This window comes from Aeromonas intestinalis (assembly GCF_054052485.1).
The window spans coordinates 216182-238967 of the sequence record NZ_JBSTYK010000004.1; the positions used below are offsets into that span (position 1 = coordinate 216182).

The 22786-nt window shown below is 54.4% G+C and carries 14 protein-coding genes and 1 tRNA gene; 12 read left to right on the plus strand and 3 right to left on the minus strand.

Annotated features, from left to right (window positions below; all coding sequences use genetic code 11):
• Positions 1–59 precede the first annotated feature (59 nt).
• Positions 60–149, plus strand: a tRNA-Ser gene (locus tag ACW5W7_RS07020).
• Between the two features lie 392 nt (positions 150–541).
• Here ACW5W7_RS07020 and ACW5W7_RS07025 read toward each other — a convergent pair.
• Positions 542–1747, minus strand: coding sequence for an ROK family protein (locus ACW5W7_RS07025; protein WP_456501230.1), 1206 nt, complete (start codon positions 1745–1747; stop codon positions 542–544).
• Between the two features lie 117 nt (positions 1748–1864).
• Here ACW5W7_RS07025 and ACW5W7_RS07030 point away from each other — a divergent pair, with 117 nt between their 5' ends.
• The 3 genes from ACW5W7_RS07030 (at position 1865) to ACW5W7_RS07040 (ending at position 7520) form a co-directional block, all read left to right on the plus strand.
• Positions 1865–5143 carry a DUF5107 domain-containing protein gene (locus tag ACW5W7_RS07030; protein ID WP_456501231.1) on the plus strand — a complete coding sequence of 1093 codons (3279 nt, stop codon included), beginning with the start codon at positions 1865–1867 and terminating at the stop codon, positions 5141–5143.
• A gap of 71 nt (positions 5144–5214) precedes the next feature.
• Complete coding sequence (locus tag ACW5W7_RS07035; RefSeq protein WP_456501232.1) at positions 5215–6666, plus strand: sugar porter family MFS transporter; 1452 nt, start codon at positions 5215–5217, stop codon at positions 6664–6666.
• Positions 6663–7520, plus strand: coding sequence for an aldose 1-epimerase (locus ACW5W7_RS07040; RefSeq protein ID WP_456501233.1), 858 nt, complete (start codon positions 6663–6665; stop codon positions 7518–7520). Before ACW5W7_RS07035 ends, ACW5W7_RS07040 begins: the two co-directional genes overlap by 4 nt.
• Before the next feature lie 241 nt (positions 7521–7761).
• Here the strand turns inward: ACW5W7_RS07040 and ACW5W7_RS07045 are convergent, their stop codons facing one another.
• Together ACW5W7_RS07045 and ACW5W7_RS07050 are read right to left on the minus strand one after the other, a co-directional pair.
• Positions 7762–8364 carry a hypothetical protein gene (locus ACW5W7_RS07045; protein ID WP_456501234.1) on the minus strand — a complete coding sequence of 201 codons (603 nt, stop codon included), beginning with the start codon at positions 8362–8364 and terminating at the stop codon, positions 7762–7764.
• A gap of 48 nt (positions 8365–8412) precedes the next feature.
• Positions 8413–9123: a hypothetical protein gene (locus ACW5W7_RS07050; RefSeq protein ID WP_456501235.1), complete on the minus strand. Its 711-nt coding sequence runs from the start codon at positions 9121–9123 to the stop codon at positions 8413–8415.
• 1285 nt (positions 9124–10408) lie between these two features.
• Between ACW5W7_RS07050 and hcp1 the strand changes: the two genes are divergently transcribed.
• The 8 genes from hcp1 (at position 10409) to ACW5W7_RS07090 (ending at position 22743) form a co-directional block, all read left to right on the plus strand.
• The gene (hcp1, locus tag ACW5W7_RS07055; RefSeq protein ID WP_010634822.1) at positions 10409–10927 is read left to right on the plus strand and encodes a type VI secretion system effector Hcp1; all 519 of its coding nucleotides are present in this window, start codon (positions 10409–10411) and stop codon (positions 10925–10927) included.
• A gap of 288 nt (positions 10928–11215) precedes the next feature.
• Entirely contained in the window at positions 11216–13252 is a 2037-nt protein-coding gene (locus ACW5W7_RS07060; protein WP_456501236.1) for a type VI secretion system Vgr family protein, read from the plus strand.
• 9 nt (positions 13253–13261) lie between these two features.
• Complete coding sequence (locus tag ACW5W7_RS07065; protein WP_456501237.1) at positions 13262–14650, plus strand: PAAR domain-containing protein; 1389 nt, start codon at positions 13262–13264, stop codon at positions 14648–14650.
• Positions 14651–14727: 77 nt separating this feature from the next.
• Positions 14728–15426, plus strand: coding sequence for an ankyrin repeat domain-containing protein (locus ACW5W7_RS07070; protein ID WP_456501238.1), 699 nt, complete (start codon positions 14728–14730; stop codon positions 15424–15426).
• Positions 15427–15600: 174 nt separating this feature from the next.
• Positions 15601–16542, plus strand: coding sequence for a hypothetical protein (locus ACW5W7_RS07075; RefSeq protein WP_456501239.1), 942 nt, complete (start codon positions 15601–15603; stop codon positions 16540–16542).
• 3 nt (positions 16543–16545) lie between these two features.
• Entirely contained in the window at positions 16546–17463 is a 918-nt protein-coding gene (locus ACW5W7_RS07080) for a DUF4123 domain-containing protein (protein ID WP_456501240.1), read from the plus strand.
• 12 nt (positions 17464–17475) lie between these two features.
• On the plus strand, positions 17476–22341 hold the full coding sequence (locus ACW5W7_RS07085) for an RHS repeat-associated core domain-containing protein (protein ID WP_456501241.1): 4866 nt from the start codon (positions 17476–17478) through the stop codon (positions 22339–22341).
• An 18-nt stretch (positions 22342–22359) separates the two neighbouring features.
• Positions 22360–22743 (plus strand): hypothetical protein, encoded by a 384-nt coding sequence (locus ACW5W7_RS07090; protein WP_456501242.1) that lies wholly within the window; start codon positions 22360–22362, stop codon positions 22741–22743.
• Positions 22744–22786: the final 43 nt, after the last annotated feature.

Below are 22786 nucleotides of genomic sequence, written 5' to 3' on the forward strand. Positions count from 1 at the left end.
ATCTGCAACGATATTTACATTGATTTCTCGCCCCGGATTGGGCCACTATGAGGGCCCGCGGAGAGATGCCGGAGTGGCCGAACGGGATTGACTCGAAATCAATTGTGGCAGCAATGCCACCCAGGGTTCGAATCCCTGTCTCTCCGCCATTTATGCCCTTCAAGCCCGCGTCCGTCGCGGGTTTGTCATTTCCAACCCATGCCAGCCCATACTTTGGCCCATACTTCTGATCTGGAAAAGCCAATATCACCCTTCTCTATTTCAGAGAAGGCCTCTTAGTCTATGGGGGAGAGGGATAGGGTCGGGTAACCCATGTAAGCCACCTCACACTTCCTTGGCTTCATTCACACCGTGTTTTTCTTTGCGCCGATGTAATTCGTTTTGCGCAGTTCTGCGCAATTGCGCACTCTCCAACCCCCCCCACCTTCTCTCCAAGCCTTGCCACACCAGGATCCTCCCATACTGAACCACCCGTTGCATTTCGTTTTTGCGCAGTTTGGATGCGCAGCAGAGTTGCCTTTATCTTCCTAAACCGACTGGCTCAAGTCGGTTGCTCCAACGCCCTTTCAACATAGAGATAGCCGATACCCATCACCTGCTGCGTGCGGGTGAGCTCACCAAAGCGGAGCTGAGTCGCGTTGACCGCGTCGCTGCAGTCGAACGGGTTGGCGCCGGTCTGGCTGATGATGGTTTGCAGCCAAGGCTCGCCAAAGCTACAGCTGCGGCCGTAGAGGTATATGCGGTTGATGTTGAGGATATTGAGGAAGTTGTAGAGGCTAAGGCCGATGGCGCGGGCCCCCTCATCCACCAAGGCGCGGATCATGGCGTCTCCCCGATGGTAGTGCTCGAGCAACTGGGCGGTGTCGAACTCCCCCCCTTCCAGCGCCGAATGATCGGCGCCTGCCTGCTGCTTGAGGAAGACCCGGGCTCGCTTCTTGATGGCAAACAGCGAGGCGACCGTCTCCAGGCAGCCGTAACGGCCACAGGCGCAGGCGCTACCATCCGGATTGATGATGGTGTGGCCTATCTGACCGCTGCCAAAAAGGGCGCCCCGGTAGATCTGGCCGTTGATGATGAAGGCGGAGCCGATGCCGTAATCGACGTTGATGACGCAAAGATCCCCGCTTTTCCCCTGTTCCTCTCCCTGCCACTTCTGTGCCAGCGCCAGCATGATGCAGTCGTTATCCACCATCACCTCGCAGCCGAGGCGCTCCTCCAGCAGATACTTGAGCTCCACCGGGGCGTGCCAGGGAGCCTGCGGCATGGTTTGGGAGACCCCACTGGCCGGATTGACCTGGCCGTGTACCGCGAGCGCCAGCCGGATCGCCACTCCCTTGTGGCGCAGCTTGTGCTGGTAGTAGCAGGCTTCGATGAGACGCAGCAGTTCATCCGGGGTCTGGGGGGCTATCTTCTGGCCGCTGAACTCACCCAGCGGGGTGATCATACCGTCCACCAGGATGCTCTCCAGGCTGGTGGGGCTGATGTTGAGGCAGAGGATGGCCCCCTGATCGCTGGCGATGCGGTAGCTGCCGCCATTGATGCCGCGCAGGGAGAGATTCTGCTCGCTGTGACTGATGGCCCCCTCCGACACCAGCTCATCGAGGATCTTGCTGACCGCCGGAATGGACAGCTCGCAGTGACGGGCCAAGGTAGATTTGCTCGCCTCTTTGAATCGGTAGAGTAGCGCCAGCAACACCTGCTTGTTGTGGTGGCGCACCCTCTGATTGTTCAGGCCGACAGTCATCATTTAACTAAACCCCGCTTACTGTATTGCGTGACATTTAAGCGATAACCGCTCTTTTCTCTATTCTAAACTCGCCTCATTCAAAGTTTTTACTAATAAATGTTGAATGAGGTGAGATTGATGAGAGCGGATGTAAATGTTTGGGTTGAAACGGTCTCCCTGCCGACCTACGAGGTCGGTGCCGAAGATCCCAACCCCATGTTTCTCGAGAAGCGGGTCTATCAAGGCTCCTCAGGCGCCGTCTATCCCTACGGTGTGATCGACACCCTCACCGGTCAGAAGCAGATGAAGTCCTATCAGGCGGTCTGGCTGGAGAACGACTTCATCAAAGTGATGTTGTTGCCCGAGTTGGGGGGCCGTATCCACCGAGCCTACGACAAGGTGATGCAGCGTGATTTCGTCTACTACAACGAGGTGATCAAGCCCGCACTGGTGGGTCTGGTGGGCCCCTGGATCTCCGGTGGTATCGAGTTCAACTGGCCGCAGCACCACAGACCGACCACTTACATGCCGGTGGACTTCACCATCCAGGAGCGGGATGGCGGCGCCAAGACCGTCTGGCTCGGGGAAGTGGAGGCGATGCGCGGCCTGCAGGTGATGGCTGGCTTCACCCTCTACCCGGACAAGGCGCTGATCGAGATCACCGGCAAGGTGTTCAACGGCAATGACACCCCTCGCCACTTCCTGTGGTGGTCCAATCCGGCCGTCAAGGGGGGGGACGATCACCAGAGCGTCTTCCCGCCCGATGTCACCGCTGTCTATGACCACGGCAAGCGTGACGTCAGTGCCTTCCCCATCGCCCACGGCACCTACTACAAGGTGGATTACTCCGCCGGAGTCGATATCTCCCGCTACCGCAACATTCCGGTGCCGACCTCCTACATGGCGGACAAGTCCGACTACGACTTCGTCGGCGCCTACTGCCATGGCGAACAGGGCGGCCTGCTCCACGTGGCGGATCACCATGTTTCACCTGGCAAGAAGCAGTGGACCTGGGGCAACTGTGATTTCGGCCTCGCCTGGGATCGTAATCTGACCGATGACAACGGTCCCTATATCGAGTTGATGACCGGGGTCTACACAGACAACCAGCCCGACTTCACCTGGCTGGATGCGGGGGAGGAGAAGGTCTTCGTCCAGAACTTCCTGCCCTACAACACTCTGGGGACCCTGCAAAATGCCAACACCCGCGCCGCGCTCAAGCTGGAGCGTGTCGAGGGTGGACTACTGTGCGGCACCTACGCAATAGCCCCGCTGTGCCGGGTGCGCTTCGAAGTGAGCGATGAAAGTGGCGTGTTGCTGAGCCAGCCCATCGACCTGCAACCAGGGCAGGCCTGGCTGGAGCCGGTCGCCATCATCAGTGAGGAACGTCTGCGGGTGCGGCTGCTGGATGAGCACGACCAGGTCATCTTGAGCTATCTGGAGCACGAGCCCGCGGGTGAGGCTCTGCCTGATCCGGCGACGGCTCCGCTGCCCGCATCTGAACTGGAGTCGGTCGATGAGCTCTATTTCATCGGCCAGCATCTGGAGCAGTACCTGCATGCGAGCCGCTCGCCGTTCGACTACTACCTGCGCGCGCTGGAGCTGGATCGCGGGGATTATCGCTGCAACCTGGCGCTGGCCACCCTCGAATACAACCGTGCTAACTACGAGCAGGCCTTGAGCCATGCTGACAAGGCGCTGGCGCGGGCCCATCGTCTCAACAAGAATCCCCAGTGTGGCAAGGCGAGCCTGATGCGCGGCCATATCGGGGAGCGACTCGGCCAGTTCGACGCCGCCTTCGACGACTTCCACAAGGCGACCTGGAGCGGCAACTGCCGGGACAGTGGCTTCCTTGGCCTGGCCCGCATTTCCATGGTGCGCCGGGACCCCGCGCAGGCGCTGCAATTTGTCGAGCGCAGTCTGGCCGTGAACGGCACCCACTACGGTGCCATCGCCCTCAAGGCACTGGCCTTGCTGGAGTGTGGGCATCGCGAGGCCGCTCTGGGCTACATCGACGAGCAGCGCGTGCGCTATCCCCTGCACTATCAGCTCGCCTTCTTGCGCTGGCTGGTCAGCGAGCAGATGGCGGATCTCGGGGCGCTGCAGACGCTGTGCAATGGTCGCGGCGTGAACCTCTGTTTCCTGGCGAGCAACCTGCTGGAACTGGGGCGTCCCGAATTGGCACAACAGCTGCTGGCCTCCGTACCGGTGGAAGAGACGCTGCCACTGCTGTTCCAGGCCAGCCTGCTGCCCGAAGGTGAGGATCAAGAAGCCCTGCTGCAGCGAGCCGAGTTGGCCTTTGCCAGCAAGGTGCGCTTCCCCAATACACTGGGGGAGGTCGCCATGCTGAAACGGCTACCCCACAGCTGGTTTGCCTGCTATCTGCTGGGTTGCTTCCACTACAGCAAGCGCGGCTACGAGCAGGCCATCACCCTGTGGCAAGGGGTTTGTGAACAGGCACCACATTTTGCCGGTGCCTGGCGCAACCTCGGAATCTACCACTTCAACAAGGGTGGCGATCTGGCGGCGGCCGAGCACTGCCTGAGTCGCGCCTTTGCGCTGCGAAACGACGATGCCCGCCTGTTGTTCGAGCTGGATCAACTTCATAAGCGAAGCGGCATGGCACCCGCCGAGCGGCTGAGCCTGCTGGAGGCGCACCGTGAGGTCGCTCTCAAGCGCGACGATCTGACCGCCGAACTGCTTGGCCTCTACCACATCGAGGGCAAGCTGGAGGCCGCAGCCGAGATATTGCGCCTGCGCGAGTTCCACCCCTGGGAGGGGGGCGAGGGCAAGGTGACGGGACAATTCCTCATCAACCAGCAGCGCAGGGCGTTGGCGCTGATGACGCAGGGGCAGCACAGGGAAGCCATCATGCTGTTGCAACAGGCGTTGCACTATCCCCTCAACCTGGGTGAAGGGCGCCTGGTGGGGCAGACCGACAACGACATCCACTTCCTGCTGGCGCTCTGTCACCTGGCCTGCGACAGCCAGAGCCTGGCCGAGCAGAGCCTGAAGCTGGCCTGTCTGGGTGAGGGGTCGCTGGGAGCCAGCCGTTACTACAACGATCAGCCGGTGGACTACCTCTTCTACCGTGGGATGGCCCTGGCCCGCCTCGGTCGGGTACAGGAGGCGCAGGATCTGTTCGCGGGTATGGTTGCTTGGGCCGACGAGGTCATGGGCGAGCGGGTCGAGGCGGACTTCTTCGCCGTCTCCCTGCCGGACCTTATCGTGCTCGACGACGACCCCCAGCACAAACACCGTCAGCACTGCTTGCTGGTACGAGCGCTCGGCCAGCTTGGCCTGGGGCAACGAGATGCCTGTGAGCAAAGCTTGCATGAGCTACTCGCCCTGAACCCAGCCCACGACAAGGGCCACCTGTTCAGCCTGATCTGCCGTCAATCTCATCTACACGCATAACAAGAAACCGGCGCCCCACCCCGGTTTGGGGCGCCGCCATACCCTACAATCGACAAGATAGAGAGTGAGTCATGAAAAGTTCACAGAATCAATTGGATACAGGTGGGCTCAATATGGGCTACGTCTGGATGATCTGCCTGGTGGCTGCCTGTGGTGGTCTACTGTTCGGCTACGACTGGGTGGTGATAGGCGGGGCCAAGCCCTTCTATGAGGCCTACTTCGGCATCACGGATCCGGCTCAGTCCGGCTGGGCCATGAGCTCGGCCCTGGTGGGTTGTGTGCTGGGCGCCGCCATCTCTGGCTGGTCCTCCGATCGCTTTGGCCGCAAGAAGCCGCTGATCCTGGCAGCCATCCTGTTCACCATATCGGCTTGGGGCACTGCTGCGGCCAGCAATTTCGATTTGTTCGTGGTCTATCGCATCATCGGTGGCATCGGCATTGGTCTGGCTTCGGCCCTTTCTCCCATGTATATCGCAGAGATAAGCCCGGCCGACAAACGGGGCAAATTCGTCGCCATCAACCAGCTCACCATCGTCATCGGGGTGCTGGCTGCCCAGCTCGTGAACCTGATGATCGCCGATCCTGTCGCGAGCCAAGCGACCCAGGCCGATATCCTGGCGACCTGGAATGGTCAGTCCGGCTGGCGCTGGATGTTCGGTGCCGAGCTGGTACCCGCACTGGCGTTCCTGGTACTGATGTTCTTCGTGCCGGAGTCCCCCCGCTGGCTGGCCAAAGATGGCCAGTATGAGAAAGCCTCCCGTATGCTCAGCAAGATTGGCGGCGATACATATTCCAAGCAGACACTGGCAGAGATCCGTCAGACCCTAGTGGGGGAGACCCACAAGGTATCACTGGCCGAACTGGGCAAGCCTTCGGTGCGTCCCATCCTCATCATCGGGATCGTGCTGGCCGTGTTCCAGCAGTGGTGCGGTATCAACGTCATCTTCAACTACGCACAGGAGATCTTCGCCTCTGCCGGGTTTGACATCAATAGCACCCTAAAATCTATCGTTGCGACTGGCCTTATCAACCTGCTGTTTACCCTGATTGCACTGCCCATGGTGGACAAGATCGGCCGGCGCAAGCTGATGCTGATAGGCTCTGCTGGCCTGACCCTCATCTACGGCATGATGGCCGCGGCTTATGCCAGCGGCGTGCTGGGTTTGCCAGTGCTGCTACTGGTGCTGGCGGCCATCGCCATCTATGCCCTGACCCTGGCCCCTGTCACTTGGGTGCTGCTCTCCGAGATCTTCCCCAACCGGGTGCGTGGTCTGGCGATGTCGGCCGGGACGCTGGCTCTGTGGATCGCCTGTTTCGTGCTGACCTATACCTTCCCATTGCTGAACGCCAGTCTGGGTGCCTCGGGTAGCTTCCTGCTCTACGGCCTCATATGCTTCGCCGGCCTCGTTTTCATCTATCGCAAGGTGCCAGAGACCAAGGGGATAACCCTGGAAGCACTGGAAGCCCAGCTGGCTCAGGGCAAGGTGGAGTTGACACAGACCAAGGTGAGCACTTCTGCATGACGGTTCATACCTTGAGCAATCCGCATCTTCGGATGCGGGTCTCTTCGCAAGGGGCCTGCCTGCTGGGGTTAGAGGATAGCGAGGGACGCCCGCTCCTGCGGGAAACGGACTCCACTGCTCCGTGGCATCCAGGCCAGAGCGCCCTGTTCCCCATGCTGCCGCTGGCCAATCGGGTCGCAGGCAATGGTTTCGAACTTTGGGGGGAGCAGCACCGACTGCCCGAGAGCGAGGTCGATCCAGCGTTTTTCCTGCACGGCGAAGGCTGGCTATACCCATGGCAACTAGTGGCATTGACCACTAGCTCGGTGACGCTGCAGCTCAGCCGGCGTAACGATCCCTTCCACTATCTCGCAGAGATCGACTACCGCCTGCACGAGCGGAGCCTGGTGGTACGTATCAGCTTGACCCATCTGGGGGAGGCCCCCTGCCAGTATGGCGCCGGTTTTCACCCCTTCTTCTGGCGCGATGAAGAGACGCAAGTGCGCTTTCTGGCAAGTGGCGTTTGGCAGGAGGGGGGGGATCACCTGCCGACGAGCTGGAGCAGTGCGCTGCCACCCTGGCTCGATTTTAGGCAATGGCAGCGTCCGGCCGGGTGGCTTAACCACTGCTATGGCGGTTGGCAGGGGCAGGCCGAAATCGACCACCCCGCACGGCAACAGCGTCTGAAAATTTCTAGCGATGGCGCCTTCCTGATGCTTTATCAGCCCGACGAGAAGTGTGGTTTTGTCTGCCTGGAGCCACAGAGCCATGCAGCTAATGCTCACCACATGGCGGGTCACCCTGGCCTACGGCTGCTGACCCGTGGTGATCGCATGAGCATCGGTATGACAATTAGATACGAAAAGGAGGAATAGATAGTCAGGGTTGATCGGACAGTGTCAGGGAAACCACGACACAGCCGATTCAGAGGGCCACCTGGTGAGCACAGCTAATGGCCAGGGAATGGCGCCGCAAGAACGGAGCCCACCAGGTGACGGCAGGGAGAATAGCTGAATTTGGCTGAAGTTTTCTTCCCCAATTGTGCTGGCCGATGAACTTCAGCCGTATCTGACTCTCTGGGCTCATTACAAAAAGGGCTGCTGCCCTGCAGAGGAGCTAGCCCAGCCGGCTCTTGATCCACTGAGTAACCACTGCAGGGTTGCTCAACAGCTCAGCAAGCGGAACATGTCGCACACAGAATTCGACCTCCGGATACTGAGTGGCGGTGGTCCACTGTTCGGTAGTCTGGGGCCATGGGATTTTGTCCCAAAGGGTATCAAAGCTATGTTCACTATCCTTGCTGCAGCGAAACAGGTGTACTTCTACTACAGCGTTGCCTTTCTCCAACCGTAACGGGTCCGGTTCTCCTTTTCGACCCAAGCGCTGGGGGGAACCGTCCCTGATGGCATCATCGACATAGAGCCGAAATGCCAAGCTCATATCGCCACTACGAGCCTTACCACCATCCCAAGTCCGGTAGCCGTGAGTGGAGGCAAACAGTGGTATATAGTCCCACGCCCAGGCACTCGAAGGCCTGGTACTTCTGGCACAGGGGCGACTATTCTCGCTAGGGGCCCAATACCAAAAATTGGCGTCGATACTCTCTTGGGCTATCTGATCAAACAGCGGCAAGATCCGCTGATAAAAGCCGGTTACTAAACGGTGGGCTTGTCCCAGTTGGTCTACTAGTTTTTCCGTCTGGACTAGATCATTACTCATCTGCTAAATCCTTATCTGGCCAATCTGGCCTGTAATGGTGAAGGCAGCCTATTGGGCGTTGGTGGCCAGCAAGCGGTGATCCAGATTCAAGCCATTGGAGAAATTCAGCAGGGGTTGCCAGCTTGGTACCATAGGCAGCATGCCAAACAGCCTGAAGGCCTCCAGCAAATCCTTACGGATAGCTCCATCCTGGCGGACAACCTCATCTTGCCGGCTGGTTGTGAAAACCTCGTCATCTTGCAATAAGCGACGTAGAGCGGCCCACTCCAGTTGAGTCATGGGGGTAAAGCGCTTGGGGTGTTCATCTATGGGCAAAGGGGTTGGCAGGGTATTGCCGAGAGCAACGAAGTGAATCTGCTCGTATTCCAGATACTCAGTTTCGACACTTAACGCCGTCATCTGTGCCCGCCACTGGTCTTGGTACTGGCCACCTCCGAAGGGAGGCTTAACCTCAACCATCACCAGTTCATGCTTAAATCGCAGGATCACATCTGGTTCGACATACCCGCGCTCTTCCCACTCATTGAGGCGAGGCCAGAGTACAATTTCAATGAAGGTAGGTGCTAGCCGCTTTGCCTGCTCCAATCCAATTAGGCAACCCAGCACAGCTTCGAAAGCACCATTTGATAAATAGGGGAGTCGGCCAAAGAAGGTGGCTGTGAGCAAGTCCTCGTTGCGCTTAAAGAGCTCACTCCAGCGGATAGACAGGCCACCTTGTTCAACTCTCCCGGCCTTGCCATGCAAAATGGCATGTAGCATCTCAACTCCTTGTTATTTAGATATTTCAGGCTGGCTATCTCCACGGAGAAAAGCCTTCGAGATCCTGCTTGAATACCCACACGACTACCAGCTGACCCGTCACAAAATGGGGCAAAATGTTTGACTGGATGGGGAGGCAGCTCAGGTGCCGCCGGCAGGGCCTCCCTGCAGCTTTGTCATGGAGGCTAGGTGAATATGGCCAGTAGGTTATCGGCGAACAGCCCCGACCGGCTGATGATGGACTTCACGGTACCCAATGGCAGGCCGGCTATGTCAGCCACCTCCCTCATTGAGTGCTGGTGGCGCAGTTCGAGCACCAGCTCTCGTTGTTCGTTGGTCAATCTCAAGGCAACCCCCTGTTGCAGTAAAAGTGTGATCTCGATCGGCTGTCTGCACTCTATGTATGAAAAAAACGGTGGCTACAGTGGCTACGCGGCTACAACTCCCCTCTAGGCCGCGCTATTGCTGGGGTTGTCGTGTAGCCACTACCCAAAAAGGTGGTGGCTACAGGTGGCTACAGCCCCCTTTTGTAGCCACTGTAGCCAATGTGTAGCCACTAAGAATCAGCCTAGTGGCTACACCTCTATCCGTTGATACATAAGGCCTACAGAGGTGTTTCGTTGTGGTGTAGCCACTGTAGCCACCATTTTTGTTTCTTCTTTCACGCGCGCATGAAGCAGAAAAGGCAAGGGCCACACTCGGTGGCCCTTTGGTTCCTATTGGCAGAGACCCTGAGGTAATAAGGTAGTTTTTGAGACTTTCAGTTGTCGCTTCAGTCGACATAGACAGGTGACAGTACAGTGTGATTCCAGCCAGCAGTTTGCTCTATATATCAAGTAGGCGCTGGTTACACTGGTTACGAGGTTACATCGCCTTCTAACCCACGCCACCATTGGCTTCTACTGTAACCATGCCCCAAAGAAATGGTGGTTACCGGTGGTTACACAACCCTCAAACAGTGGCGATAGGTTCTTGGCGAAGCCAAGTCGTCCCTATGGCTAGGGCTAAATATCTATACAGCAAGCCTGTGTGAATAATAACGATATCGGCAGTCATTAATTTCTCCTGAAGCAATTTTTAGCATGAAAATCGGAATTAATAACTATTTTTTCAAGCCTTGCCAGTCCATGACATCTGTTTGAGCAAATTATTGCGCAAGCACTATCACACAGTTCAAGTATGAGAACATAAGGTATTGATTATTAAATAATTTAGTAAGTGGCATAGTCACTGCTAATGGTTCCGGTTGAGTGTCATTACCGTTTAACCAATCAGGAGCATACCCATGCCAACTCCATGTTATATCAGCATCGAAGGTAAAACCCAGGGCAACATCACCGCCGGTGCTTTCACCTCTGACTCCGTCGGCAACATCTTCGTGCAGGGCCATGAAGACGAGATGCTGGTGCAGGAATTCCAGCACGTCGTCACCGTGCCGACCGATCCGCAATCCGGTCAGCCGGCTGGTCAGCGCGTCCATAAGCCGTTCAAATTCACCGTGGCCCTGAATAAAGCTGTACCGCTGATGTACAACTCCCTGGCCTCCGGCGAAATGCTGCCGAAAGTGACCCTGAAGTGGTACCGCACCTCTGTTGAGGGCAAACAAGAGCATTTCTTCAGCACCGTACTGACCGATGCCACCATCGTCGACATCGACTGCCAGATGCCCCACTGCCAGGATCCGGCGAAGTCTGACTTCACCCAGCTGATCCAGGTCTCTCTGGCTTACCGCAAGATCGACTGGGAGCACACCGTCGCCGGGACTTCAGGTGCCGATGACTGGCGCGCCCCGATCGAGGCATAAGACTCGCCTTTTATGCCCGTTATTTCTTCTAATCAGGCCGGTTATACAACCGGCCTATTTCCTTATTTTTCAGTTGGTTAATTTTTTTCGTGGTTTTTATGTTTTGCCATCTCCCTGCTTACGCGGAGTGATTGCAAAGCAATAAGAGGTGTCCTGTTATGCAGAGACAATCAACGTATTACCCGTCTTGTTACTTATCTCTAGTTGCCGAAAATGGACCGGAGAGGGCGGTAGCGTGTTGTTTTAGCAGGTTTCAGGTGATGTTTGGAGAAGTGATAGGGAGATATCATGGCTAATCAGACCGGACTGCAGTTCACCGTTAAAGTGGGGACGCTGCCAGATCCCACTTTTGTAGTGGCCGGCTTTACATTGAATGAGGCGTTAAGCGATCCGTTCACACTTGCGTTGGAACTGGCAAGTAGCCAGCCTGATATCGATTTTGGCGCTGTACTGGATCAGCCGTGCGAACTGTTGGTGTGGTATGAGGGCGAGCTGCAGCGGCGTGTGAACGGTGTTGTGAGCCAGTTCGAGCAAGGTGACAGTGGTTTTCGGCGTACTCGCTACAGCCTGGAAGTCAAACCAGCTCTGTGGCGATTAGGTCTGCGTCACAATGCCCGAATCTTTCAGGCACAAAAGCCGGAAGAAATCATAGGAGCCTTGCTGCAGGAGCATGGCATTACTGACTACGCCTTTGCACTCAAAAACGCCCATGCTCAGCGGGAGTACTGCGTACAGTACCGGGAGTCCGACCTTGAATTTATCAATCGCCTTGCAGCAGAAGAGGGGATGTTCTATTTCCATGAATTTGAGCAAGGCAAGCATCGTCTTGTGTTTGCAGACAATACAGCCGCACTCACCGATGGCCCCACGCTCTTCTTCAATTTGGGTAACCGCTCGCTAGAGCAAGGGCCCTATGTTCGCAAGTTTCACTATCGAGAAACGGTGCGCCAAGCTGAGGTTGAACTCAAGGACTACAGCTTTAAAACCCCGGCGTATGCCCTATCTCATAAAAAGCTAGGGAGTGAACTTGAGCACCAGCGTGACACTTATCAGCATTTTGACTATCCAGGGCGTTTCAAGCAGGACCCCAGTGGCAAATCCTTCACCCAATATCGGCTCGATTCGTTGCGCAGCGATGCCATGGCGAGTCGGGGTCAGTCGAACTGTGCGGCGCTGTTACCGGGTCAGACCTTTTCACTAAGTGAGCATCCAAATGCTGTCCTGAATACCAATTGGCAAGTAGTCAGCATTCTCCATACCGGTAAACAACCTCAAGCTCTGGAAGAGGAAGGCGGAGATGGGGCAACAACCATCACTAATGAGTTCACGGTAGTCAAAGCACTACAAACCTGGCGACCACAATTACCGCATAAGCCCATGGTAGATGGTCCCCAAGTTGCCACGGTAGTGGGCCCGGCAGGTGAAGAGATCTATTGCGATAAATATGGTCGAATCAAGCTGCAGTTCCCATGGGACAGATATGGTGCCAGCAATGATCAGAGCTCCTGTTGGGTGCGAGTCAGCCAAGGTTGGGCCGGTGGACAATATGGCATGATGGCAGTGCCGCGTATCGGTCATGAGGTCATCGTCTCATTCCTGGAGGGGGATCCGGATCAGCCCATCGTGACTGGCCGCACTTATCATGCCACTAATCAAACCCCTTATGTGTTGCCCGAGCATAAGACACGTACGCTGTTGCGAACCGATACACATAAAGGTAAAGGATTTAATGAACTGCGCTTTGAAGATGAAGCATCTAGAGAGCAGATCTACATCCATGCCCAAAAGGATATGGACGTCGTCATCAACCACATTCATCGCCAAAGTGTGGGACTGGATCAACATCTGACGGTCAATCAAGATCAGTTCCAGCGGGTAGACCGCCATAGTCATCGCACGGTAGCCCAAGATGATTTTGAACAAATTGGGCAGGATCATCATCAGCTTATAGGCCGCCATTTTGTACAAAAAGTGATGGCTTCATTCAAGCGCTTCATTGGTGGGGGAGAGATAACCCATTTAGATGGCAGCCGCCAGACATCGATCTCCGGTGGGGAAGAGCTGGTAGTTGGCGCACATCAGCGTGTAGTGGTGGGAACAGATAGCTACCTCAAGGCTACCGACATTGTGCTGGAAGCGGGGCAGGCTCTGACCATCAAAGGACCCGGTGGTTTCATCAAACTTGACGCAGCCGGGGTAACTATCTCGGGCAATGTGGTCAAGATCAATGACGGTGGCTCTCCCGGCGCCGGCACTGCGCCGGTTGCAATAGAGCCGGAAGCACCCAATAAGCCCACCTTGCCGGATGCGCCGGATCGCCGCTAAGGAGTCGATATGCCAAGTGCTGCTCGATTGGGCGATAGCTGCGCCGGTCACGGCTGTTTTCCTGCCACACCGATCATTGCTGGTAGTGGCGATGTCATCATTAATGGCAAGCCTGCTGCACGCAAAGGTGATTCCGTGTTACTCCATGCTTGCCCGTGTCCCAACATGCCCCACGGTATTCATAGCCGCGCTATTTCTGGTGGCTCCTGCAATGTGTTTATCAACGGTAAAGCGGCGGCCAGGGTAGGAGATGCCATTGGCTGTGGGGGCTCTGTCGCCGCAGGCAGTGGCAATGTGATTATCGGGGATAGCCCCTATCAATCGCCTGCCAAAAGCTGCGCCGAACAAGCCGCCAAAAAGCGACTGCCACTGCTGGCGCTTTCTCCCATGCTGGTGCCATGGCAAACACTGCTCGAGTGGGCTGCCCCTGTGGCCTTGCCAGAGGTGGAAAAAACCTTAACGGAAGCTCAGCGTAAGCTGCGCTACCAGGCGCGTAAACAATTATCCGAGCGTGCCGCCAAGGTGCCTGGGCTGGCTGATGCCGGTAAGCGGCTGGGGTTCAACAATGACAGTATCTTGCGGGCTGAAGCTGCGCAGTATGTTTATGCCGTCGATGAATTCAACCGCGGTGCTCGAACTGTATTACCCTCGGCTCCTGTTGGTCTTGAGCTGGTTGATACCAAGAAAATACCTGGTCTAGAAAATGCTGTGTTTACCGACCAAAAGAGCGGGTTTGGCGCCGCCTTATTCAAGTCCTCCATTAACAACGAGACCATGCTCACCTATCGGGGCACCAATAACGCTGTTACCGGAAAATTAGACTGGATGACTAATGCGACTCAGGGGATAGGTTCAGAAACCAAGCAATACAATCAGGCAATGTATCTGGCTCAACGAGTCAAAAGATCAGTAGCCTCGCCATCGTCGCCTCTAGTTGCTGTTGGCCATTCCTTGGGCGGTGGCTTGGCTTCAGCAGGGGTCGGCGCTACCGGTCTGCCCGGTTATACCTTCAATGCAGCCGGGTTGCATGCCAACACGGTCAGCCGCAAAGGTGGCTTACCACTGGACAAAATAGGTGAGCTGATCACGACTCAGGCAGTGGACGGAGAGGTCCTCACCATGGTGCAAGGGATAGGCAAGTTGGCTGTGCCCACCATGTTGTCCGGGATTGGTGGTGCCGTCGGAGGTTCTGCTGGTGCGGTGATTGGTGGCGCTTTGGGAGGGGCGATATTGGCTGGTGGGGCATTACCTTCTGCCGCCGGGAAAATGTTACCCTTGCCTTCGCAAGGGGGGAATCCTATTGCTCGACACGGTATGGATCAAGTTATTGCCGGTATTGAAGCGCAAAAGAGTGAGGATATTGGCACCATTACCAGCAAGCTTGGAGGAACAAAATGATATGGCTATCTCGTCTGAAAGTACTCTGCATAGGAGTACTGGGTTTGTTATCTGCGTGCCAAGTGGGAGGAAAAAGTATGCAAGCCAGTGAGTTTTTTCCAGCCCCTGTAGTGAATGTTTTGGATGCAATCCAGCGTGGTGATGAGGCTGCAGCTCGTCGTCAGGTTGAGCAAGGGGTTGACCTTAATATACAAGATGAAGAGGGTATTACCCCGTTACTATGGCTAATTCTTGAGACTAAAGATTACAAAGCGGTCGAACTTGCCCTGAAAGTAGGGGCCGATCCCAATTATAAAGATGGATTTGGTGATAACGCAGTTTGCTCCGTTGCTGGTTCTAAATATCCAGAACTGCTCAAGGTTGTTTTGGATGCAGGAGGGAATCCAAATTCTCTGGATAGAAATGGTGAGCCAGCTATATTCAATGCAATTGGTGAGGCTCGCTGGGCTGATATTAAATTATTAGTAGAGCGTGGTGCAGATCTTAATCTGACAGATGGCCCTGGTAGCAATAGCGCATTGTATGGTGCATATATTAACCAATATGAGGTTGTTTATTGGCTGTTGCAGCATGGTGCTGACTATAAAATGAGAGACAGCGGTGGTTCAGATTTAGCCTACTCAGTGGAAGACAGCCTATCTTTAATGGATAAATCATCACCTCAATACCCATGGGCTATTAAGGTAAAACAGTTTTTGATTGATAAGGGAGTTAAATTTCCACCGTTGACTCCTGCGGAAGTACGTGAGCGTTGGGCTCGCGGAGAAAAGGTATAGTGATGTGTAATAGTGGGCAGGGAAATTCCGGCCCACCGTTTAACTACTGAATTACGTTGTGTGGCTGATAATTTTAGCCATGTTCTGCAGTTACTTAAACCCCTCCTGTCCTATAGGCATGTGTATATAAGAGCAGCTTGCTCCATTAAAGCCACAACTAGATAGGCAATTCTGATGCTGTTTCCTATATTCGATATCGTCAGAAATGAAACATCGAAATTATATGTTGTTGTTGATATCACCAAATTTGAAGGTGGTATTGATTATTGGAAATCATTATGTAATAGATGCCAAGAGTATTGGCGCTTATTGCCTAATAAAAATCATGTTCAAGGTTACCCCGCCTCTGAACTTGTGCTGCTTTCCATCGAAGAAGGCGCGGCAACGGAAAGCCTGCTGTTATGGATCTTGTCACATGAATGCTACCCTGACGTGGGTGTCGTGCTACTGACAGCAACTGCTGAGATAAATGAAGTTCAGCGAGTGTGCATGGCTCGCCTCACCTGTATTTACCCGGATGAGCGTCAAACCTTTTTCCCCTTTCACGAACCCACCTTGCTAAAGACATGGCTTGCAATGGTTGACTTGCCAACGAAGCAACAGTTTGAGGCTCAATTTCTAGCGATATATGTACCCGAAGTGGTGGGTGTCGGCTATTCAAGGTCGCAATTTGAATGTCTCGGGGAGCGAGGGTTGTCCACTAACCAGCCTTCACAAGAATATGAAAACAGACTGAGCGCAGAGAATTATCGAGTATTGACCAATCAAGCTCGCTATCAATATCTAACCAAAACCCTGTTCATCAGGGCCAGCGAGTATTATCCCTTTGAGCTGAGTATTGAGTGGCTGGAGCTGCGCTTTATCAGCGGAATTACATTGGCAAAAGAGTTTTATCCCTCTGCATCGGAGGATGAGTGGGAATCCTGGTCAGCACATCGGTGGATTATAGGTTCTGATTATTATCGGCACCCTCAGTTTATCAAATTGGTTTCCCACAACTCGTTATCGATGGCCATTAAAAAATTCAAGATGGACGCTGTGCTGGTGAGTGATTCAAGAGCTCATTTTCATCGGCGTGAATGGATGTTTGGCCTGGCAGACGACAAAGGAGCGTAATGCGTGACCGATAACAAGATGATGGTATCTGGTAGGTATAACGATGATGAGTGGCAGAGCCTGCTTGATGGGCAAGGTCTGTTCATGTTTGCCGAGGCAGCCATCAATGATGCTGTGCCCAGCTTGGCTGAAAAATGGGGTGGCAGCCTCGAGCAGACCAGGCTGTATTGGGGGGAGACGGGAAAGCTGCATAGCACTATCTCGCCTTATCTCATCCCGGTTCATCGTGGAAATTGGCCAGAGCTCCAGCGCCTTGTCATCCATCAAGCCGGATGGGGGCTGATGCTGCAACTCGATTGGTTCATGTTGGCGTATACGCCGCTCCAGCAGTTGCAAGCATTGCTGGCTCATCTGCGGCAGTGGTCTTGGATAGAGACACCCGAAAATGAGACCGCCATATTGCGGCTCAGTGATTGGCAGGTGGTTAAGCCCCTTTTGATGGCAAGCTCTCCCGCCGAAGCCACTGCGCTGTTTGGCCCTAGCGCCAAGATCATCGATGTGTCACCTGAGGGCGGATGTGAACATCTCAATCTTGTTGAGCGGGTTGAACATGACCTTGCTGGACGCACACCCCAACAGTTGTCGCCCACTCAATGGTCTGCATTGAACTCGCAATCAGATCGTATTGCCCACGATGAGTATGTTGCGCATATCCAAGCGCATCATCAGGTGGTTAAGGGGTGGCAGCCAGAACAGTTGTTCTCTTTCGTCAAAGAAGGTGAGAAAGAAGCAACCTCCCATGGGTTCAAGAATCAACAGGATGTTATCCGTTTCTTGAGTCTCAAATTGGAAATGCCGGCGGGGTTTATGGCGTTTCCCTGGGCAAAAAAAATAATGGATGACCCAATCGAATTAGTTGGTCAACAAAACCGCATGGATAGGTTGTTTGAACAGGCACTGCATGAATTGGATAAGGAATAGGTTGAGGGACTCATGAGTAAAAATAAAACAGCAAGCCTGATGTCCAGTGATGAGGCTGCCAAGAACAACTTTTCGACCGATAACATCATTTCTGGCGGATGCGTAAAGTGTGGCTGTGAAGTCATCATTCATTATCATTATGACGATGGGAAACCGGTCCCTAATGCCCCTTTCGTGCTGACAGACAGCAATAAGAAAGAGATCAGTGGCAAGACGGATAAAAATGGGCTCTGTAAGATAAAGGATATGGGGTGCGGCCCTTTTGAATTACTGCTGGAAGAGGGGAGTGACTCATTCAAACCTCAGGAAACGTTGCAAAATAACCCGGTCTTTCAATCCAATCCTGCCCATGCTGCATTAGCTGCCGAATATTTCACGTTGTTTCTTATTCTGCGCCAGCAAGGACTTATTGAATATGACGCCTCTGACAGTGACGCAGATGAAGTTGATGTCGATGACGTCGGTATGCTCGGTGGGATTTTCAATAGTGTTCCGGACAAGTACAACCAGGCCTACAAGCGCTTTTGGGAATTGGATAAAAAAATAAACAAAGGTAGCCGTGAGCTCAAAGTTGCCGTCAACAAGATACATCACAGCTTAGCTGCTGAGTTAGGTGATAAGGCCAGCAGCAATGAAGCGGTACTCTTGGTGTGTGAAGTACTGCTGGGGTTTGTTCCTGTGGTTGGTCAGGTCATCGACCTGTATGCGATTGGTGAGTGGGGTTACGTCTCCTACAAGGAGCCAGCAAAGCTGGATGATAATCTGCACTTGGCGGGAGGGGCGCTGTGCTTGATAGGAGTTATCCCCGGCTTTGGTGATGCCATCAAGGTCAGTGGTAAGGCCATTATCAAGGCATTGAAACTGGGCGATAGGAAGGCGATCCAGTTTGCCATCAAGACTATTCGCAGCCTGTCTAATGGCAACCTGATTAAAGGGTTGACGGAGCTACGTTCCCAGATATCGACATATGGGCAAAAAGCCAAAGCCATTTTGCTGCAGGTGATTGCGGCCCTGAAGAAAATGCTGATAGACCCGGCGAGCAACCGCTGGTTGATTGCCATGATGAAGGAGCAAATCACCGGGATTATCCACGCGCTGGAGAAACTCTCGGCAAAATACGACTCAGCACTTGCCTATATAGCAGCAAAATTTGATGAATTTATTGGCAAGGTGGTCACCCGTGTCACCGGTTCACCTCGGGCGAAAGGGCGAGCTGAACTGCCTGAAGGCGTCAATGCCGGCCGCAACAAGGGTGATGGTGATCTCGATAAACCTCCCACCGAAACAACCAAAGCTGGGCAGGCAGATGGTAATAACTGTGCCTCAACAAAAACGTGCCAAGGGAAAGGTGAGCCGGTCGACATGGCCACCGGTTTCGTGTTCGAACGCCGGGAGGATTGGCGCTTAGCCAGCTTGTTGCCAGTTGGATTTACTCGTTACTACCGCTCTGGCGGGCCGCGTCGGCCCGGCATCCTGGGTTCACTCTGGCGTACGGAATGGGACATGTCACTGGAGCTGCAAGGAGGCATGGTTGTCTTCACCGATGGTGAATTTAACCAAGCCTTCTTTACCCTACCTGATGAGGGGGAGTGGGCGCAAAGCCTCTCTAACCCTGAGTGGCGGCTGACCCGTACTGACGGTCTGCTGCAACTGCATCATTTGGATGGTCGTCGTTATGGGTTCGAGCATGCCCGTGGTCCTCACCTCTACCTGACGTCCATGAGCGATGCCTATGGCAACACCATGCGTTGGGTATGGGAACGGGGTCGGTTGGTACGCGTACTGCTAGCCGATGGCCGCTATATTCGGGTCAGTCATCAGGGACGCTATGTCAGGGCGCTCACCTTGGTAATGTCGGAATTTGACCCTCCGCGCCAGCTCTCCCGTTATGAGTATGGTGCCAATGGTGAGCTGCTTGAGGTGCGGGCCGGTGCCGGGCGCAGTTTTGACTATCAGTATTCACCGCAAGGGTGGCTCACCCGCTGGAGTGATCTGGCCCAGACCTGGGTCGAGCATGAGTACGATGTGCAGGGGCGCTGTCTGGCCAACCGCTGCGCCGACAACTATTGGGATGGCTACTTCCGTTATGACGATACCAACCTTACCAGTTACTACCACAGTGGTTTTGGTGGTGTTACCACCTATGTGAGGGATGAGCGTAACAACATCCTGCTGCGCCGTGAGCCAGATGGCGGCGAGACCCGCTTTGAGTGGATGAACAACCAGTTAGCGGCGCTGGTCAATTCGCTGGGCCAGCGTACCGAGTTTGAGCGTAACGAATGGGGTCAAGTCACCCAGGTTATCTTGCCCGATGGCACGACACACCATTATGGCTACGATGAGGCGGGCAGGCTGGAGGCCTATATCGACCCCCTCGGTCAACCTTGGCAATATAGCTATAACCATCTGGGGCAGCTTGAGACGGTGACGAATCCTCTAGGGCAAACTTGGAGTCATGAATATACCCCCCAAGGGTTGCTTTCGGCCATGACCGATCCGGGTGGACTGCGTAGTCAATGGCAATATACCCCACGTGGCTTGCTGGTTCGCTACGAGCCAGCAGTGGGTGCGCCCTGGCGCTTTGATTACGACCCGCAGGATCGTTTGGTTGCCCGTTATCAGCAGAGTGACCAACACACCTTGGTTCGTCGCTGGGAGTATCGCCATCACGAGCAGCAGCCAAGCAAGGTTATCTATGAAGATGGCACCGAAAGCCGCTTCGATTACGATATCGAAGGCAATCTGGTGCGACTGACCGATACTCTTGGTCAGCAATATCAACTTGCCTATAGTGCTTTTGACAACCTCCAGAGCGTGACCGACCCGCTGGGGACGACTACCCGTTATTACTACAATGCCGAGAGTGAGTTTGCCGGTGTTACCAACAGCCTAGGGTGTAGTTGGCGGTATGAGTTTGACCACTGTGGCCGGGTGGCCAGAGAGGTACACTACGACGGTCGTCGCTATGACTATCGTTATGATATGGTCGGCCAGCTTGTCTTGCGTCGTGCGCCGGATAACGCCGAGCTGCGCTATCACTACGATGCGTTGGGGCGGTTGAGCCGAGTTGAAGCTTTGCGTGAGCATGGCGAGCGTGAGGGGGAGACTCATTTTGCCTATGACGCTGCCGGTCGTTTGCTGCGAGCCAGCAATGCAGATGCCCTGGTGGAATACGAGTGGGATGTGCTGGGGCGGGTGGTGTGCGAGCGCGTCAATGGCGAGAGTATCGAGAGTCGTTACGGCGAGGCTGGCCAGCGTGAGACCATCACCGGCTTGCTGGCGCCGCTGGGGCTGGCTTGGCAGCAAGGGCGACTGACCCAGCTCACCGTGGGCAGCCGTCAGCCCCTGCAGTTTGCCCATGACCAGCAAGGGCGTGAGCAGGTGCGCCAGAGTGAGGCCGGTTTTACTCTCAATCAGGGGTGGAGCGCGACTGGGCTCTTGCTCTCTCAATCCCTGGTGCCGGCGAGCGGCGCTGTGCCCGACACCCTGTCGCGTCACTATCAGTATGATGCCCTCGACCGCCTGGTTGGGGTCAACGACAGCCACTGGGGCGAACAGGGCTGGAAGCTCAATGGCAACGGTCAGGTGGTGGCTGAGCGCAGCAAGCGCGGTCACGAGCGTCAGGCCCGACTGTTTGGCTATGACAGTGAACTAAACCTCTGCGAGCTCTCCCATATTCTGCCAAGCGATGGGCAACCGCTGTCCAGCCAGCAGGCACAGGCCGAGCCGCTGCGTCAGTATGATGAAGCAGGCAGAGTTAGCCAGATTGGGCAAAGTCAGTACCGCTACGACAAGTGCGGGCGATTATGTGAAAAGGTGGTATCACGGCCCGGATTCCGCCCCCAAACCACCGAGTTCCGGTGGGATGCCCACGACCGCCTGCAGCGGGTTACTTTGCCGGATGGCAGCCGCTGGCGTTATCGCTACGACCCCTTTGGCCGCCGTATTGGCAAGGAGCGGGAAGGTCAGGTGAGCCAACTCGCCGCCATCAGCCGTGTCCATTACCGCTGGGACGGTGACCAGTTGGTACAGCAGCAGAGCTACCGAGCAAATGGTAACGCTGCCCGGCAGGTACAGTGGGTGTATGAGCCGGGGAGTTTCAGGCCACTGGCTCAGTGGGAAGCCTGTGAACAGGGTGATCGTCTGCACTACATCGTGACCGATGTAGCGGGCACGGCCAGAGAGTTATGCAGTGAAGAGGGAGATATTGTCTGGCGAGGTGAACAGCTACTGTGGGGCACCCATCGCACCGATACGATACCGCAACAACTCAGACGTTTCCTGGGGGATGCTGCGAATGAAGAAACCTACTGCGAGTTGCGCTATCAGGGGCAGCTATATGATCAGGAAACGGGTCTCTACTACAACCGTCACCGTTACTTTGACCCTGAGTTGGGGCAGTATATCTCGTCAGACCCAATAGGATTTGCAGGCGGACTGAGGCCACAAGGGTATGTGCATAACCCGCTGGAGTGGGTGGACCCTTATGGATTATCTAAGTACTCAGGTGTTGATTTCTCAGGTTCTGACGCCCTTTATCAAGGAGGAATAAATACAGTTAAAATACAGATGTCTGGTGGTAGATATGGAGATTTTAAAGCTGCTAATGATATCGCTGGGTATAAAGGGGTTTCAGGGAATGCAACAGGTAAATCTCATCCAGATGGATATACTTGGCACCATTTAGATGACTATGATCCAGCTACAAACACATCAACCATGCAACTTGTTAAGACAGAAGCACATGAGGCATCATTCCCTCACGCAGGATCTGTTAGCCAGTTTGAAAAGGAACATGGAGTGAAATACGAATCTAAAGAGGCGAAGGGCGTTGCCAAGGGATTGAATAATAAGCAACCCAAGAAATCATGTGGTTAAATATTATCGGAGATGACTATGGATACTATTGGTTTTTATGAGGATGACGAAGGTATTTGCTGTGATATTATATTGGAGTCATTTGTAGATGACCCTATCCAGGTTGTAAATCTCGAGATCTATGAAATTGATGATAAATTCATCTCGGATGTTGAGTATCTTCGTAACAACCAGCGCGAGATGAATTCGAAAGTTAATGAAGCAATATCCGAGTATATTAAAAGAAAATACCATTCTGACAGTGTTGATTTCAAATTAGTCAAAGTGTATGCCTTTCATGATGAAGAAAGTATATATGGGCTTGTCTTCACTTGGGATGGTGATTCAGAACACGGAGTTGGCGTTAAAGTCGCTAATACCGATGTAATTAAGGTCGGTCCTGCAGAGGTATCATTCACATAAGTTATATATAACTTAACTTAGAGGGTGCTTGCATAATAAAGCA

Coding starts and splice junctions, on each gene's coding strand:
- ACW5W7_RS07060 (WP_456501236.1), top strand. CDS start 11,216: ATGGCTAATCAGACCGGACTGCAGTTCACCGTTAAAGTGGGGACGCTG.
- ACW5W7_RS07030 (WP_456501231.1), top strand. CDS start 1,865: ATGAGAGCGGATGTAAATGTTTGGGTTGAAACGGTCTCCCTGCCGACC.
- hcp1 (WP_010634822.1), top strand. CDS start 10,409: ATGCCAACTCCATGTTATATCAGCATCGAAGGTAAAACCCAGGGCAAC.
- ACW5W7_RS07050 (WP_456501235.1), bottom strand. CDS start 9,123: ATGCTACATGCCATTTTGCATGGCAAGGCCGGGAGAGTTGAACAAGGT.
- ACW5W7_RS07070 (WP_456501238.1), top strand. CDS start 14,728: ATGCAAGCCAGTGAGTTTTTTCCAGCCCCTGTAGTGAATGTTTTGGAT.
- ACW5W7_RS07090 (WP_456501242.1), top strand. CDS start 22,360: ATGGATACTATTGGTTTTTATGAGGATGACGAAGGTATTTGCTGTGAT.
- ACW5W7_RS07035 (WP_456501232.1), top strand. CDS start 5,215: ATGAAAAGTTCACAGAATCAATTGGATACAGGTGGGCTCAATATGGGC.
- ACW5W7_RS07075 (WP_456501239.1), top strand. CDS start 15,601: ATGCTGTTTCCTATATTCGATATCGTCAGAAATGAAACATCGAAATTA.
- ACW5W7_RS07045 (WP_456501234.1), bottom strand. CDS start 8,364: ATGAGTAATGATCTAGTCCAGACGGAAAAACTAGTAGACCAACTGGGA.
- ACW5W7_RS07065 (WP_456501237.1), top strand. CDS start 13,262: ATGCCAAGTGCTGCTCGATTGGGCGATAGCTGCGCCGGTCACGGCTGT.
- ACW5W7_RS07025 (WP_456501230.1), bottom strand. CDS start 1,747: ATGATGACTGTCGGCCTGAACAATCAGAGGGTGCGCCACCACAACAAG.
- ACW5W7_RS07085 (WP_456501241.1), top strand. CDS start 17,476: ATGAGTAAAAATAAAACAGCAAGCCTGATGTCCAGTGATGAGGCTGCC.
- ACW5W7_RS07040 (WP_456501233.1), top strand. CDS start 6,663: ATGACGGTTCATACCTTGAGCAATCCGCATCTTCGGATGCGGGTCTCT.